Below are 14,418 nucleotides of genomic sequence, written 5' to 3' on the forward strand. Positions count from 1 at the left end.
ACGGTTTTTTTATGGTTAATTCTAAACAGGCATACGCAGATTATCTTTTAAAGGAGAAGAATTATTCTCTCCTGACACTTCGTGCTTATACGGATGATGTGTCTACGTTTGAGCGATTTATTAAAGAGCAGGATGAAGAGGCTGAGCTTGAAAATGTGGTTTATAGTCACGTACGAAGCTGGGTGGTTCATCTTGTTGAGGGTGGTGTGGCTAATAAATCGGTTAACAGAAAGATTTCTTCGTTAAAATCGTTTTATAAATTTCTTCTTCGTTCAAAACAGATTTCTGTTAATCCTTTGCAGCAACATAAGTCGCTGAAGGCTGAAAAGAAAGTTCAGATACCCTTTTCTGAAAAAGAGTTGAATGATGTGGTGGCTGATCTTGAATATGCTGACGATTTTGAAGGGATTAGAAATAGGTTGATAATTGAGCTTTTTTATACTACGGGTATTCGTCGTGCTGAACTAATAGGTTTAAAGTTGGGTAGTTATGATTCCGGGAACGGAACGCTGAAGGTGTTGGGTAAGCGGAATAAGGAACGGATGCTGCCTGTTTTGCCTTGTACAGCTCAATTGCTGGGTAGGTATATGGTGAAAAGGCGTTCTTTGCCGGAGATTAACGATGCTGATGTGTTAATTTTGAATAATCGGGGCAATAAAGTGAGTGAATCATTTGTTTATAGGTTAATAAATGGTTACTTTAGTGTTGTCTCCGGTAAGGTAAAGAAAAGTCCGCACGTGCTTCGGCATACCTTTGCAACGCATCTTCTCAATAACGGAGCCGACTTGAATTCAGTAAAGGAATTGTTGGGTCATGCGAGCTTATCTTCTACACAAATATATACCCACAGCAGTCTTGCTGAGTTGAAAAAAGTGTATGGTGATGCTCATCCGCGTAATCGGGGTGATTCCTCAACGTTTAACGATTAAAAGTTTTAGATTATGAAAGTAAATGTTCATGCAGTCAACTTTAATGTTGACAGGAAGCTGGTTGGTTATGTTCAGGACAGGTTGAATAGACTTGAAAAGTATTATGACAGGGTTGTGAATTCTGATGTGTATTTTAAACTGGATAATACGAGTGAAAAGCAAAATAAGATCGCAGAGATTAAAATAGCAGTCCCGGGGGATGAGTTTATAGTTAAAAAGCAGTGTAAATCATTCGAGGAAGCGGTTGAGCTTGCGGCAGATTCCATGGAACGTTTATTGATGAAAAGAAAGCAAAAAATCAGGACGCATTCATAAAAAGAAAAAAAACCTGAAAAATGTTTTGATTAAAAAATAAATTCTATACATTTGCAGTCCGTTAGAAATAGCGGACTTTTTTATTGTAAGTTGCCGGTGTAGCTCAGCTGGCTAGAGCAGCTGATTTGTAATCAGCAGGTCGTGGGTTCGAGTCCCTCCATCGGCTCTAAAATAAAGAGCTTTGTGAGATTTGATTAAGTTTTTGATTGTCAATTATTTGAAAGAAAATCACATATTTGTTCTTAAGGTTTTTGAAGAAAAAGCAACTGAAAAGTAAAGGTTAGGGGAGATACTCAAGCGGCCAACGAGGACGGACTGTAAATCCGTTGGGAAACCTTCGCAGGTTCGAATCCTGCTCTCCCCACAAAAAAAGTTATTTGAGTATTGAGTTGTGAATAATAAGCTATTTTGGCTTGGGATTTAAAATTCATGTTGAGATGACGAGACAGGCCGGTGTAGCTCAGGGGTAGAGTGCTTCCTTGGTAAGGAAGAGGTCACGGGTTCAAATCCCGTCATTGGCTCAAGTTTAAAAGAATTTGAACACTAATTATATAACTAAGATTAAATTATTAAATCATGGCAAAGGAAACTTTTGATAGGTCGAAGCCGCACCTTAATATAGGTACAATCGGGCACGTTGACCACGGTAAAACTACTTTGACTGCTGCTATTACAAAAGTATTAGCTGATGCAGGTCTTTCTGAGGCTAAATCATTTGACCAAATTGATAACGCTCCTGAAGAAAAAGAAAGGGGTATTACTATTAATACTTCTCACGTAGAGTATGCTACAGCTAACCGTCACTACGCTCACGTTGACTGTCCAGGTCACGCGGATTACGTTAAGAACATGGTTACTGGTGCTGCTCAGATGGACGGTGCTATCCTTGTAGTTGCTGCAACTGACGGGCCGATGCCACAAACTCGTGAGCACATCCTTCTAGGTCGCCAGGTAGGTGTTCCAAGAATGGTTGTATTTATGAACAAAGTGGATATGGTTGACGATGCTGAGCTTCTTGAGCTAGTTGAAATGGAGATCAGAGATCTACTTTCTTTCTATCAATATGATGGTGATAACGGACCAGTTATCCAAGGTTCTGCTCTAGGTGCACTTAACGGTGAGCCAAAATGGGTTGATACTGTAATGCAATTGATGGAGGCTGTTGATAACTGGATTGAGCTTCCTGCTCGTGACGTTGATAAGCCATTCCTAATGCCGGTTGAAGACGTATTCACAATTACTGGTCGTGGTACTGTTGCTACAGGTCGTATCGAAACAGGTGTTGCTAACACAGGTGACGCAGTTGAAATCATCGGTATGGGTGCTGAGAAACTTACTTCAACTATTACTGGTGTTGAGATGTTCCGTAAAATCCTTGACAGAGGTGAAGCTGGAGATAACGTAGGTCTACTTCTACGTGGTATCGATAAAGCTGATATCAAAAGAGGTATGGTTATCATCAAGCCAGGATCTGTTAAGCCACACGCTCACTTTAAAGCAGAGGTTTATATCCTTAAAAAAGAAGAAGGCGGACGTCACACTCCATTCCACAACAACTACCGTCCTCAGTTCTACGTTCGTACAACTGACGTAACAGGAACAATTTCTCTTCCTGCAGGTGTTGAGATGGTAATGCCAGGTGATAACCTTACTATCGATGTACAACTACTTAGCCCAATCGCTCTTAGCGTAGGTCTACGTTTCGCTATCCGTGAGGGTGGTCGTACAGTAGGTGCAGGTCAGGTTACTGAAATACTAGACTAATTTATAGTTAAAATAAAAAGCCAGCCTGGTGCTGATGCATCAGCTGGCTTTTAACAAACGGGCGTAGTTCAAGGGTAGAATAGCGGTCTCCAAAACCGTTGATGGGGGTTCGAATCCCTCCGCCCGTGCAAAAACAATATAACAATGGCAAAAGTTACTAATTACATATCAGAAGCATTTACTGAGCTTAAATCAAATGTAACATGGCCTGAATGGGCTGAAGTTCAACGTTTGACTATTATTGTTGCTGTATTTTCAGTAATATTTGCGTTGGTTACTTTTGGAGTGGATAAAGGCTTTGAAGTTCTTGTCGCTAAGTTTTATGCTTTATTAAAAAACTAATTTTATTACAATGACTGATAACAATGTCAAAAAGTGGTATGTGGTTAGAGCTGTAAGCGGTCAGGAAAATAAAGTTAAAAACTACATAGAAACAGAAATTAGCAGACTTGGTATGTCTGATTATATTTCTCAGGTACTTGTTCCAACTGAAAAGGTGGTTCAGGTTCGTGATGGAAAAAAAATCAGCAAAGACCGTGTTTACTTTCCTGGCTATGTAATGATTGAGGCTAATTTAACCGGTGAAATACCGCATATTATAAAGTCTATTACCGGTGTTATCGGTTTTCTTGGAGAGACTAAAGGTGGCGATGCTGTTCCTTTACGTTTAGCTGAAGTAAACAGAATGCTTGGTAAGGTAGACGAATTGTCTGTTAAAACTGATAACGTTTCTATACCATTTGCGGTAGGTGAGACGGTAAAAGTTATTGACGGGCCATTTAACGGTTTTAACGGAAACGTTGAAAAAGTTAATGAAGAAAAGCGTAAGCTTGAGGTGATGGTGAAGATCTTTGGAAGAAAGACTCCGCTTGAGCTAAGCTTTATGCAGGTTGAGAAAGTATAATTTTGTTACACTTATTATAAATCACATCATTCGCTTCCAAATGAAGATGTGCTAAATTTTTTTAAAGAAATGGCTAAAGAAATTAGTAAAGTAGTTAAACTACAAGTTAAGGGAGGTGCTGCGAATCCGTCGCCACCGGTTGGACCTGCATTGGGAGCTGCTGGGGTTAATATCATGGAGTTCTGTAAGCAATTTAATGCCAGAACACAAGATAAACCCGGTAAAGTTCTACCAGTACAAATTACTGTGTACAAAGACAAATCTTTCGAGTTTGTTGTTAAAACGCCACCGGCTGCAATCCAACTACTGGAAGCTGCTAAACTTAAAGGAGGTTCTGGTGAGCCAAACCGTAAGAAAGTAGCAAGCGTTACCTGGGATCAGATCAGGACTATTGCTGAAGACAAAATGGCTGACCTAAATGCTTTCACAATCGAGAAAGCTATGAGTATGGTAGCTGGTACAGCAAGGTCTATGGGTATAACAGTATCAGGAGCAGCTCCTTTTTAATCTAAAAAGAAAAAGAAGACATGGCAAAATTGACAAAAAAACAGAAAGAGGCTGCTTCAAAAATTGAGAAGAACAAGCTGTATTCATTGAAAGATGCTTCTGCATTAATCAAAACAGTTGCTTCTGCAAAATTTGATGAGTCTGTTGATATCGCAGTACGTCTGGGTGTAGATCCAAGAAAAGCGAATCAAATGGTGAGAGGTGTTGTGACACTTCCTCATGGTACAGGTAAAGATGTAAGAGTTCTTGCTCTTGTTACACCTGATAAAGAAGCTGAGGCTAAAGCTGCTGGTGCTGACTACGTAGGTTTAGATGATTACCTTCAAAAAATTAAAGACGGATGGACAGATGTTGATGTTATCATCACTGTACCTGCAGTTATGGGTAAATTAGGTCCTCTAGGTAGAATATTAGGTCCTCGTGGTCTAATGCCAAACCCTAAAACAGGAACTGTTACTATGGAAGTAGGTAAAGCTGTTGCTGATGTTAAAGCTGGTAAAATCGACTTTAAAGTTGATAAAACCGGTATCGTTCACGCAGGAATCGGAAGAATCTCTTTTGAGGCTGACAAGATCACTGAGAACGCGCACGAAATTATTCAAACATTAATCAAATTGAAACCAACTGCAGCTAAAGGTACATACATTAAGAGTATCCACATCTCTTCTACTATGAGCCCTGCTATCGCTTTAGATCCTAAAGCAGTATAATTGGTAGTTAAAAAGTTTTATTATGACCAAAGAAGAAAAATCAAGAGTTATTGAAGATTTAACTGCACAGTTGGCTGGTACAAACGTTGTTTATGTAACAGATATTTCAGGACTTAATGCAGAGAATACTTCAAACTTAAGAAGAGCTTGTTTTAAAGCTGGTATCAAACTTGAGGTTGTTAAAAATACCCTTCTTGAAAAAGCTATGGGTAGCTTAGATAACAACTACGGTGAACTACCTTCTATCCTAAAAGGAAGTACTTCTATCATGATTGCAGAGAACGGTAACGCTCCTGCTAAGATCATCAAAGAATTCCGTAAAAAATCTGATAAACCTGTTCTTAAAGGTGCTTATATCCACGAGGCTGTATTCATCGGTGACAACCAGCTTGACGCCCTTGTAGCACTTAAATCTAAAGACGAAGTTATCGGAGAAATCATCGGTCTTCTTCAATCTCCTGCTAAAAACGTTGTTTCTGCCCTTAAATCAGGTGGTAGTACAATTGCAGGACTTGTTAAAACATTATCTGAAAGATAATAACCCCGCGAGAACGCACTTTATAAATTATATATTACAAACTATTTAAAACGATAGAAAAAATGGCAGATTTGAAACAATTCGCAGAACAACTAGTTAACTTAACAGTTAAAGAAGTTAACGAACTAGCTACAATATTAAAAGATGAGTATGGAATCGAGCCTGCTGCTGCTGCAGTAGTTGCTGCTGGTCCTGCTGCTGGAGGTGATGCTCCTGCTGCTGCTGAGCAAACTGAGTTCACTGTAGTTCTTAAAGATGCTGGTGCTTCTAAACTTGGTGTTGTTAAAGCTGTAAAAGAACTTACAGGTTTAGGACTTAAAGAAGCTAAAGATCTTGTAGATGCTGCTCCAACAAACGTAAAAGAAGCTGTTTCTAAAGAAGAGGCTGAAGGTCTTAAGAAAGCTTTAGAAGAAGCTGGAGCTGTTGTTGAGCTTAAATAAGCTTACATCGGTTACAAAACCCAGGTTTAGGCCTTGAGAAGTACTCTCAAAGGCCTAAACCATTTTTCGTATAATAACATTTTATACGCTTTTTACTAAATTTTTTTAATCAAAATTTTGTCCATTGATGATAACAAATCAGACTGAAAGATTAAATTTTGCCTCAACAAAAAACATTCCTGATTACCCGGACTTCCTTGACATACAGGTAAAATCTTTTAAAGATTTTTTCCAGCTTGAAACGAAATCAGATGAAAGAGGCAACGAAGGTCTTTATAACACCTTCATGGAAAACTTTCCGATTACTGATACAAGAAATCAGTTTGTATTGGAGTTCCTTGATTACTTTGTTGATCCGCCACGTTATACAATTGAAGAGTGTATAGACAGGGGACTTACATACAGTGTGCCGCTTAAAGCAAGGCTTAAACTTTATTGTACAGACCCTGAGCATGAAGATTTTGAAACTATTGTACAGGATGTATATTTGGGAACTATCCCTTATATGACACCAAGCGGTACTTTTGTTATCAACGGTGCTGAGCGTGTGGTTGTATCACAGCTTCACAGGTCTCCTGGTGTTTTCTTTGGCCAGTCATTCCACGCAAACGGAACAAAATTATACTCTGCAAGGGTAATTCCTTTTAAAGGTTCTTGGATAGAATTCGCTACAGACATTAACAGTGTAATGTATGCTTATATCGACAGAAAGAAAAAACTTCCTGTTACTACATTATTCAGAGCTATTGGTTTTGAAAGGGATAAAGACATCCTTGAAATATTTGACCTTGCTGAAGAAATCAAGGTTTCAAAAACAGGTCTTAAAAAGTATATCGGCAGAAGACTTGCTGCACGTGTATTGAACACTTGGCACGAAGATTTCGTGGATGAGGATACAGGTGAGGTGGTTTCTATCGAGCGTAACGAAATTATATTAGATCGTGATACTATCATCGACAAAGATAATGTTGAAGAGATCATTGACTCTAACGTAAAAACAATTCTGTTACACAAAGAGGATAACAATCAGGCAGATTATGCTATTATCCACAATACTTTACAGAAAGACCCTACTAACTCAGAAAAAGAAGCTGTAGAGCATATTTACCGTCAGCTGCGTAATGCAGAACCACCTGATGAGGAAACAGCTCGTGGCATTATAGATAAATTGTTCTTCTCTGACCAACGTTACAACCTTGGTGAAGTAGGTCGTTACAGAATGAACAAAAAACTTAATCTTGATATTCCTATGGATAAGCAGGTGCTTACCAAAGAGGATATCATCACGATAGTTAAATACCTTATTGAGCTTATCAACTCTAAAGCGGAGATTGATGATATTGATCACTTATCAAACCGTCGTGTACGTACAGTAGGTGAGCAGCTTTCAGCTCAGTTTGGCGTTGGTCTTGCCCGTATGGCAAGAACAATCAGAGAGCGTATGAACGTTAGGGATAACGAGGTGTTTACACCAATCGACCTTATCAATGCTAAAACATTGTCGTCGGTTATCAACTCGTTCTTTGGTACCAACCAGCTTTCTCAGTTCATGGACCAGACGAATCCACTTGCAGAGATCACTCACAAGAGAAGGTTATCAGCACTTGGACCAGGTGGTCTTTCAAGAGAAAGAGCAGGTTTCGAGGTTCGAGACGTTCACTATACGCACTATGGCCGTTTATGTCCTATCGAAACGCCTGAGGGACCAAACATTGGTTTGATCTCATCTCTTGGTGTTTATGCTAAGGTAAACGGAATGGGCTTTATTGAAACGCCTTACCGCAAAGTAACTGAAGGTAAAGTAGACCTTGAATCGGCTCCTATTTACCTAAGTGCTGAAGAAGAAGAGGGTAAGATGATTGCTCAGGCAAACATTGAAATGGATGGAAGTGGTGTTATTACTGCCGATAAGATCATCGTTCGTGAAGAAGGTGATTTCCCGGTTGTTGAACCTACTGCAGCTCACTATACTGACGTTGCTCCTAACCAGATCGCTTCTATCTCGGCTTCATTGATTCCTTTCCTTGAGCACGATGATGCGAACCGTGCGTTGATGGGATCGAACATGATGCGCCAGGCGGTTCCTCTTTTACGTCCGGAAGCCCCAATTGTGGGTACAGGATTGGAGCGCCAGGTAGCTTCTGACTCAAGGGTACTTATCAATGCTGAAGGGCATGGTACTGTTGAGTATGTTGATGCTAACGAGATTACAATTAAATATGACAGAACTGACCGTGAGAGAAGCGTAAGCTTTGATCCGGATGAGAAAACATACCAGCTTATCAAGTTCAGAAAAACGAACCAGAGTACAAGTATTAACCTTAAGCCTATCGTAAGAAAAGGTGACAGAGTTAAACCTGGTCAGGTTCTTTGTGAAGGTTATGCTACACAAAACGGTGAACTTGCTCTTGGACGTAACCTTAAAGTGGCGTTCATGCCTTGGAAAGGTTACAACTTCGAGGATGCGATTGTGATTTCTGAAAAAGTGGTTCGTGATGATATCTTTACGTCTATCCACGTAGATGACTACTCTCTTGAGGTAAGGGATACTAAATTAGGTAACGAAGAGTTAACTAACGATATCCCTAACGTAAGTGAGGAAGCTACTAAGGATCTTGACGAAAACGGTATGATCAGGATTGGTGCCGAGGTTAAACCTGGCGACATCCTTATCGGTAAGATTACTCCAAAAGGAGAGTCTGATCCAACACCGGAAGAGAAACTTCTTCGTGCCATCTTTGGAGACAAAGCAGGTGATGTTAAGGATGCTTCATTAAAAGCATCTCCGTCATTACATGGTGTTGTACTTGATAAAAAACTGTTTGCGCGTGCCGTTAAGGATAAACGTAAACGTACAAAAGATAAAGACGATTTAGGAAAACTTGAAATGGATTTTGAAGTTAAGTTCAACGAGCTTAAGGACAGACTGATTGACAAGTTATTTAATATCGTTAACGGAAAAACTTCACAGGGAGTGATGAATGATCTGGGTGAGGAAGTATTACCAAAAGGTAAGAAATATACTCAGAAAATGCTGTATGCTGTTGAAGATTTCGCTCACTTAACTAAAGGTCAGTGGACTACGGATGACGAAACCAATGCAATGGTTAACGACCTTATCCACAACTATAAAATTAAGCTGAACGACCTTCAGGGAGCCCTAAGAAGGGAAAAATTCACCATTACTGTGGGTGATGAGCTTCCGTCAGGTATCTTGAAACTTGCTAAAGTTTACATCGCTAAGAAACGTAAGCTTAAAGTGGGTGATAAGATGGCGGGACGCCACGGTAACAAAGGTATTGTTGCTAAAATCGTACGTCAGGAAGATATGCCGTTCCTTGAGGATGGTACTCCTGTGGATATCGTGCTTAACCCGCTTGGTGTACCTTCACGTATGAACATCGGTCAGATTTATGAGACGGTTCTTGGATGGGCTGGTATGGACTTAGGAAGGAAATTTGCTACTCCTATTTTCGACGGTGCTTCTCTTGACCAGATCAATGCTTTAACTGATGAGGCAGGTATACCAAGATTTGGCCACACTTACCTATACGATGGAGGAACCGGAGAGCGTTTCCACCAGGCGGCTACAGTAGGTGTAATCTACATGCTGAAACTAGGTCACATGGTAGATGATAAGATGCACGCGCGTTCTATCGGTCCTTACTCGCTTATCACGCAGCAGCCTCTTGGAGGTAAAGCGCAATTTGGTGGTCAGCGTTTTGGAGAGATGGAGGTTTGGGCTCTTGAGGCTTATGGTGCGTCAAGTACTTTAAGGGAGATACTGACTGTTAAATCGGATGACGTTATCGGTAGGGCTAAAACTTACGAAGCTATCGTTAAGGGTGAAACTATGCCGGAACCGGGATTACCTGAATCGTTCAATGTATTGATGCATGAGCTTAAGGGTCTTGGACTTGACATCAGATTAGAAGAATAAATTTCCACGGGAATGGTACATTGTGCCATTCCCTTCTATACTTTTTTAATAAATTGATAGATTACATATCATGACGAAATTAAAAGATAAAAATACCATTAAAAGATTCGACAAGATTTCTATCGGACTTGCTTCGCCGGAATCAATACTTGCTGAATCAAGAGGTGAAGTTCTTAAACCGGAAACGATTAACTACCGTACCCACAAACCGGAAAGAGACGGCCTTTTCTGCGAGCGTATATTTGGTCCTGTAAAGGATTTTGAATGTGCTTGTGGTAAATATAAAAGGATCCGTTATAAAGGGATTGTTTGTGACCGATGTGGTGTTGAAGTTACCGAAAAGAAAGTACGCCGTGACAGGGTAGGACACATCAACCTTGTTGTGCCTATTGCCCACATATGGTATTTCCGTTCGCTTCCTAATAAAATTGGTTATATCCTTGGTCTTCCGTCTAAAAAATTAGACATGATCATATACTATGAAAGGTATGTGGTTATTCAGCCGGGTATCGCTAAAGGACCGGATGGGGAAACCCTTAACAGACTTGATTTCCTAACTGAAGAAGAGTACCTGAACATTCTTGATACCCTTCCGATGGAAAACCAATACTTAGATGATACAGACCCTAACAAGTTTGTTGCTAAGATGGGTGCTGAGTGTATCATGGACCTGCTTGCAAGGATTGACCTGAACGAGCTTTCATACCAGTTACGCCACAGCGCTAACACTGAAACGTCTAAACAGCGTAAAACTGAAGCTCTTAAAAGGCTTCAGGTTGTAGAATCATTCCGTGAGTCTAACCTTAACAGGGAAAACCGCCCTGAGTGGATGATCCTAAAAGTTATACCTGTTATCCCGCCTGAGCTTCGCCCATTGGTGCCGCTTGATGGTGGTCGTTTCGCAACATCAGATTTGAATGACCTTTACCGTAGGGTGATCATCCGTAACAACCGTCTTAAGAGGTTGATGGAGATCAAAGCTCCGGAGGTTATCCTTCGTAACGAAAAGCGTATGCTACAGGAATCTGTAGATTCACTATTCGATAATACAAGAAAAGCATCTGCTGTTAAAACAGAATCGAACAGACCGCTTAAATCACTTTCTGATTCATTAAAAGGTAAACAGGGACGTTTCCGTCAAAACCTACTTGGTAAACGTGTTGACTATTCTGCACGTTCGGTAATTGTCGTTGGACCTGAGATGAAACTTTATGAGTGTGGTCTTCCAAAAGATATGGCGGCTGAGCTTTACAAACCATTCGTTATCCGTAAGCTTATCGAAAGAGGTATTGTAAAAACAGTTAAGTCTGCTAAAAAGATAATCGATAAAAAAGAGCCTGTAGTTTGGGATATCCTTGAAAACGTAATCAAAGGTCACCCTGTACTACTAAACCGTGCTCCTACTCTTCACCGTTTAGGTATCCAGGCGTTCCAGCCGAAACTTATCGAAGGAAAAGCGATTCAGCTTCACCCATTGGTATGTACGGCATTCAACGCGGATTTCGATGGTGACCAGATGGCAGTTCACCTTCCGCTTGGGCCTGAGGCTATCCTTGAAGCGCAACTATTGATGCTTGCTTCTCACAATATCCTTAACCCTGCTAACGGTGCTCCGATTACTGTACCTTCTCAGGACATGGTACTTGGTCTTTACTATATGACTAAAGAACGTCTTTCAACTCCTGAAAAGCAAATATTAGGTGAAGGCCTGACTTTCTATTCGGCAGAAGAGGTACACATCGCACTAAACGAAGGAAGACTTGAGCTTAATGCACGTGTGAAAATACGCGCTAAAGATTTCAACGAAAATGGAGAGCTTGTTTGGAAAATCATCCAGACAACTGCAGGTAGGGTATTATTCAACGAGGTGGTGCCGGAAGCGGCAGGATACATCAATGAGATCCTTACTAAGAAGTCATTAAGAGATATTATCGGTGCTATTTTAAGTGTTACCGATGTACCTACAACGGCTGCTTTCCTTGACAATATGAAAGATATGGGATACCGTTTCGCATTCCGAGGTGGTCTTTCATTCAGCTTAGGTGATATCATCATCCCTGAAAGAAAGCAGGAGCTTATTGCTGATGCTAACGAGCAGGTTGATGCTATCTCTATGAACTATAACATGGGTCTTATTACCAACAACGAGCGTTACAACCAGGTAATTGACGTATGGACTTCTACAAACGCATTGCTTACAGAGCTTGCTATGAAAAACATTCGTGAGGATCAGCAAGGATTCAACTCGGTGTACATGATGCTTGACTCTGGAGCGAGGGGTTCTAAGGAGCAGATCCGTCAGCTTACAGGTATGCGTGGTTTGATGGCTAAGCCTAAAAAATCTACCGCTGGTGGTGGTGAGATTATTGAGAACCCGATCCTTTCTAACTTTAAAGAAGGTCTTTCGATTCTTGAGTACTTTATCTCTACGCACGGTGCACGTAAAGGTCTTGCGGATACGGCTCTTAAAACGGCGGATGCTGGTTACCTTACAAGGAGGCTGCACGACGTTTCTCAGGACGTTATCGTTAACTCTGTTGACTGTGGTACGCTTAGAGGTATCGAGGTTTCTGCACTTAAGAAAAACGAGGAAATCGTTGAATCTCTTGGTGAAAGAATCCTTGGACGTGTGGCACTTCAGGATGTTATCAACCCGCTTACAAGCGAAGTGCTTGTAGCTGCCGGTGTTCAGATTACTGAAGCAGAGGTTAAAGCTATCAACGCTGCGCCAATCGAGAAAGTTGAAGTACGTTCTCCACTAACATGTGAGGCTACTAAAGGTATCTGTGCTAAGTGTTACGGTCGTAACCTTGCTACCGGTAAGATGACACAAAGAGGTGAGGCTGTAGGTGTAATTGCTGCACAGTCTATTGGTGAGCCGGGTACTCAGCTTACACTTCGTACATTCCACGTTGGTGGTGTTGCGGGTGGTATTTCTGAGGAGTCTAGCATCATCACTCGTTTTGCAGGTAGATTAGAGATCGAAGACCTTAAAACTGTAAAAGGTGAAGATATCGATGGTAACCCAACTGATATCGTTGTTTCACGTTCTACAGAGCTTAAGCTTGTTGACGAAAACACAGGTATTGTATTAAATACGCATAACATCCCTTACGGTTCTAGTATCTATGTAAAAGACGGTGACGTTGTTGAAAAAGGTGCTGTAATCTGTAAATGGGATCCTTATAATGGAGTTATTATCTCTGAATTTACGGGTAAAATCGCTTATGAAGATATCGAACAAGGACAATCGTTCATGGTTGAGATCGATGAGCAAACCGGATTCCAGGAGAAAGTAATCTCTGAGGCAAGGAATAAAAAACTTATCCCTACGCTTCTTGTATACGGAAATGATGGCGAACTTATCCGTTCGTACAACCTTCCGGTAGGTGCTCACCTTATGGTTGACAACGGCGAGAAGATTAAGGCTGGTAAAATCCTTGTTAAGATTCCAAGACGTTCATCTAAAGCGGGCGATATCACAGGAGGTCTTCCTAGGATTACTGAGCTTCTTGAAGCACGTAACCCTTCGAACCCGGCTGTGGTTTCTGAAATCGACGGTGTTGTTTCATTCGGTAAGATCAAGAGGGGTAACCGCGAGATTGTGATCGAGTCTAAATTTGGTGAGATTAAGAAGTATCTTGTGAAACTTTCTAATCAGATCCTTGTTCAGGAGAATGACTACGTTAAAGCAGGTATGCCGCTATCAGACGGTGCTATTACTCCTGAGGATATCCTTAGGATTCAGGGGCCATCTGCTGTACAGCAGTACTTAGTGAACGAGATTCAGGAAGTTTACCGTCTTCAGGGTGTAAAAATCAACGATAAGCACTTTGAGGTGGTTATCCGCCAGATGATGCGTAAAGTACAGGTTCAGGATCCGGGTGATACGCTATTCCTAGAGGATCAGCTAATCCACACATCTGACTTTATCGTTGAGAACGACAAACTATACGGAATGAAAGTTGTTGAAGACGCAGGTGACTCTGAAAACCTTAAACCGGGTCAGATCGTTACTCCGCGTGAGCTTAGAGATGAGAATTCATTACTTAAGCGTAACGACCAAAACCTTGTAGTAGCAAGGGACGTAGTTCCTGCAACAGCTACTCCGGTACTTCAGGGTATCACAAGGGCGTCGCTTCAAACTAAATCGTTCATCTCTGCTGCATCATTCCAGGAAACTACAAAAGTACTGAACGAAGCTGCGGTTGCCGGTAAAGTTGACGGACTTGAAGGACTTAAAGAGAATGTAATCGTTGGTCACAGAATCCCTGCTGGTACAGGTATGAGAGACTACGACAACACTATCGTAGGTTCTAAAGATGAATACAATGAGCTATTAACTCCTAAGGAGGAATATAACTACTAATA

General features: G+C 41.0%; 11 protein-coding genes and 4 tRNA genes. All 15 read left to right on the forward strand.

The window, feature by feature from the left end; genetic code table 11:
* Positions 1 to 11: 11 nt before the first annotated feature.
* The 15 genes from ACFSR3_RS13635 (at position 12) to rpoC (ending at position 14,416) form a co-directional block, all read left to right on the forward strand.
* Entirely contained in the window at positions 12 to 929 is a 918-nt protein-coding gene (locus tag ACFSR3_RS13635) for a tyrosine-type recombinase/integrase (RefSeq protein ID WP_379822003.1), read from the forward strand.
* A gap of 12 nt (positions 930 to 941) precedes the next feature.
* A complete protein-coding gene (hpf, locus tag ACFSR3_RS13640; RefSeq protein WP_114756568.1) occupies positions 942 to 1,244 on the forward strand; it encodes a ribosome hibernation-promoting factor, HPF/YfiA family in 303 nt (100 codons plus the stop codon).
* Positions 1,245 to 1,336: 92 nt separating this feature from the next.
* Positions 1,337 to 1,410 (forward strand) — tRNA-Thr (locus ACFSR3_RS13645).
* 117 nt (positions 1,411 to 1,527) lie between these two features.
* Positions 1,528 to 1,608 (forward strand) — tRNA-Tyr (locus ACFSR3_RS13650).
* A gap of 85 nt (positions 1,609 to 1,693) precedes the next feature.
* A tRNA-Thr gene (locus ACFSR3_RS13655) sits at positions 1,694 to 1,765 on the forward strand.
* A gap of 55 nt (positions 1,766 to 1,820) precedes the next feature.
* The gene (gene tuf / locus ACFSR3_RS13660) at positions 1,821 to 3,008 is read left to right on the forward strand and encodes an elongation factor Tu (protein ID WP_379821719.1); all 1,188 of its coding nucleotides are present in this window, start codon (positions 1,821 to 1,823) and stop codon (positions 3,006 to 3,008) included.
* Between the two features lie 57 nt (positions 3,009 to 3,065).
* Positions 3,066 to 3,136 (forward strand) — tRNA-Trp (locus ACFSR3_RS13665).
* A 16-nt stretch (positions 3,137 to 3,152) separates the two neighbouring features.
* Positions 3,153 to 3,350, forward strand: coding sequence for a preprotein translocase subunit SecE (gene secE, locus ACFSR3_RS13670; RefSeq protein WP_114756570.1), 198 nt, complete (start codon positions 3,153 to 3,155; stop codon positions 3,348 to 3,350).
* Between the two features lie 10 nt (positions 3,351 to 3,360).
* The gene (gene nusG / locus ACFSR3_RS13675; RefSeq protein ID WP_114756571.1) at positions 3,361 to 3,912 is read left to right on the forward strand and encodes a transcription termination/antitermination protein NusG; all 552 of its coding nucleotides are present in this window, start codon (positions 3,361 to 3,363) and stop codon (positions 3,910 to 3,912) included.
* 69 nt (positions 3,913 to 3,981) lie between these two features.
* Positions 3,982 to 4,419, forward strand: a complete 438-nt coding sequence (rplK, locus tag ACFSR3_RS13680) for a 50S ribosomal protein L11 (RefSeq protein ID WP_114756572.1) — start codon at positions 3,982 to 3,984, stop codon at positions 4,417 to 4,419.
* A gap of 20 nt (positions 4,420 to 4,439) precedes the next feature.
* Positions 4,440 to 5,129: a 50S ribosomal protein L1 gene (gene rplA / locus ACFSR3_RS13685; protein WP_114756573.1), complete on the forward strand. Its 690-nt coding sequence runs from the start codon at positions 4,440 to 4,442 to the stop codon at positions 5,127 to 5,129.
* Positions 5,130 to 5,151: 22 nt separating this feature from the next.
* Positions 5,152 to 5,667 carry a 50S ribosomal protein L10 gene (gene rplJ / locus ACFSR3_RS13690; protein ID WP_114756574.1) on the forward strand — a complete coding sequence of 172 codons (516 nt, stop codon included), beginning with the start codon at positions 5,152 to 5,154 and terminating at the stop codon, positions 5,665 to 5,667.
* Between the two features lie 62 nt (positions 5,668 to 5,729).
* Positions 5,730 to 6,107 carry a 50S ribosomal protein L7/L12 gene (gene rplL / locus ACFSR3_RS13695; RefSeq protein WP_114756575.1) on the forward strand — a complete coding sequence of 126 codons (378 nt, stop codon included), beginning with the start codon at positions 5,730 to 5,732 and terminating at the stop codon, positions 6,105 to 6,107.
* Positions 6,108 to 6,234: 127 nt separating this feature from the next.
* The gene (gene rpoB, locus ACFSR3_RS13700) at positions 6,235 to 10,047 is read left to right on the forward strand and encodes a DNA-directed RNA polymerase subunit beta (RefSeq protein ID WP_114756576.1); all 3,813 of its coding nucleotides are present in this window, start codon (positions 6,235 to 6,237) and stop codon (positions 10,045 to 10,047) included.
* A gap of 70 nt (positions 10,048 to 10,117) precedes the next feature.
* A complete protein-coding gene (rpoC, locus tag ACFSR3_RS13705) occupies positions 10,118 to 14,416 on the forward strand; it encodes a DNA-directed RNA polymerase subunit beta' (RefSeq protein ID WP_379821723.1) in 4,299 nt (1,432 codons plus the stop codon).
* Positions 14,417 to 14,418: the final 2 nt, after the last annotated feature.

This window comes from Flavobacterium suzhouense (genome assembly GCF_042684765.1).
Classification (GTDB): domain Bacteria; phylum Bacteroidota; class Bacteroidia; order Flavobacteriales; family Flavobacteriaceae; genus Flavobacterium; species Flavobacterium suzhouense.

Excerpts from the sequence above, each read along its gene's own strand:
- ACFSR3_RS13635 (WP_379822003.1), top strand. The coding sequence starts at position 12 with ATGGTTAATTCTAAACAGGCATACGCAGATTATCTTTTAAAGGAGAAG.
- hpf (WP_114756568.1), top strand. The coding sequence starts at position 942 with ATGAAAGTAAATGTTCATGCAGTCAACTTTAATGTTGACAGGAAGCTG.
- tuf (WP_379821719.1), top strand. The coding sequence starts at position 1,821 with ATGGCAAAGGAAACTTTTGATAGGTCGAAGCCGCACCTTAATATAGGT.
- secE (WP_114756570.1), top strand. The coding sequence starts at position 3,153 with ATGGCAAAAGTTACTAATTACATATCAGAAGCATTTACTGAGCTTAAA.
- nusG (WP_114756571.1), top strand. The coding sequence starts at position 3,361 with ATGACTGATAACAATGTCAAAAAGTGGTATGTGGTTAGAGCTGTAAGC.
- rplK (WP_114756572.1), top strand. The coding sequence starts at position 3,982 with ATGGCTAAAGAAATTAGTAAAGTAGTTAAACTACAAGTTAAGGGAGGT.
- rplA (WP_114756573.1), top strand. The coding sequence starts at position 4,440 with ATGGCAAAATTGACAAAAAAACAGAAAGAGGCTGCTTCAAAAATTGAG.
- rplJ (WP_114756574.1), top strand. The coding sequence starts at position 5,152 with ATGACCAAAGAAGAAAAATCAAGAGTTATTGAAGATTTAACTGCACAG.
- rplL (WP_114756575.1), top strand. The coding sequence starts at position 5,730 with ATGGCAGATTTGAAACAATTCGCAGAACAACTAGTTAACTTAACAGTT.
- rpoB (WP_114756576.1), top strand. The coding sequence starts at position 6,235 with ATGATAACAAATCAGACTGAAAGATTAAATTTTGCCTCAACAAAAAAC.
- rpoC (WP_379821723.1), top strand. The coding sequence starts at position 10,118 with ATGACGAAATTAAAAGATAAAAATACCATTAAAAGATTCGACAAGATT.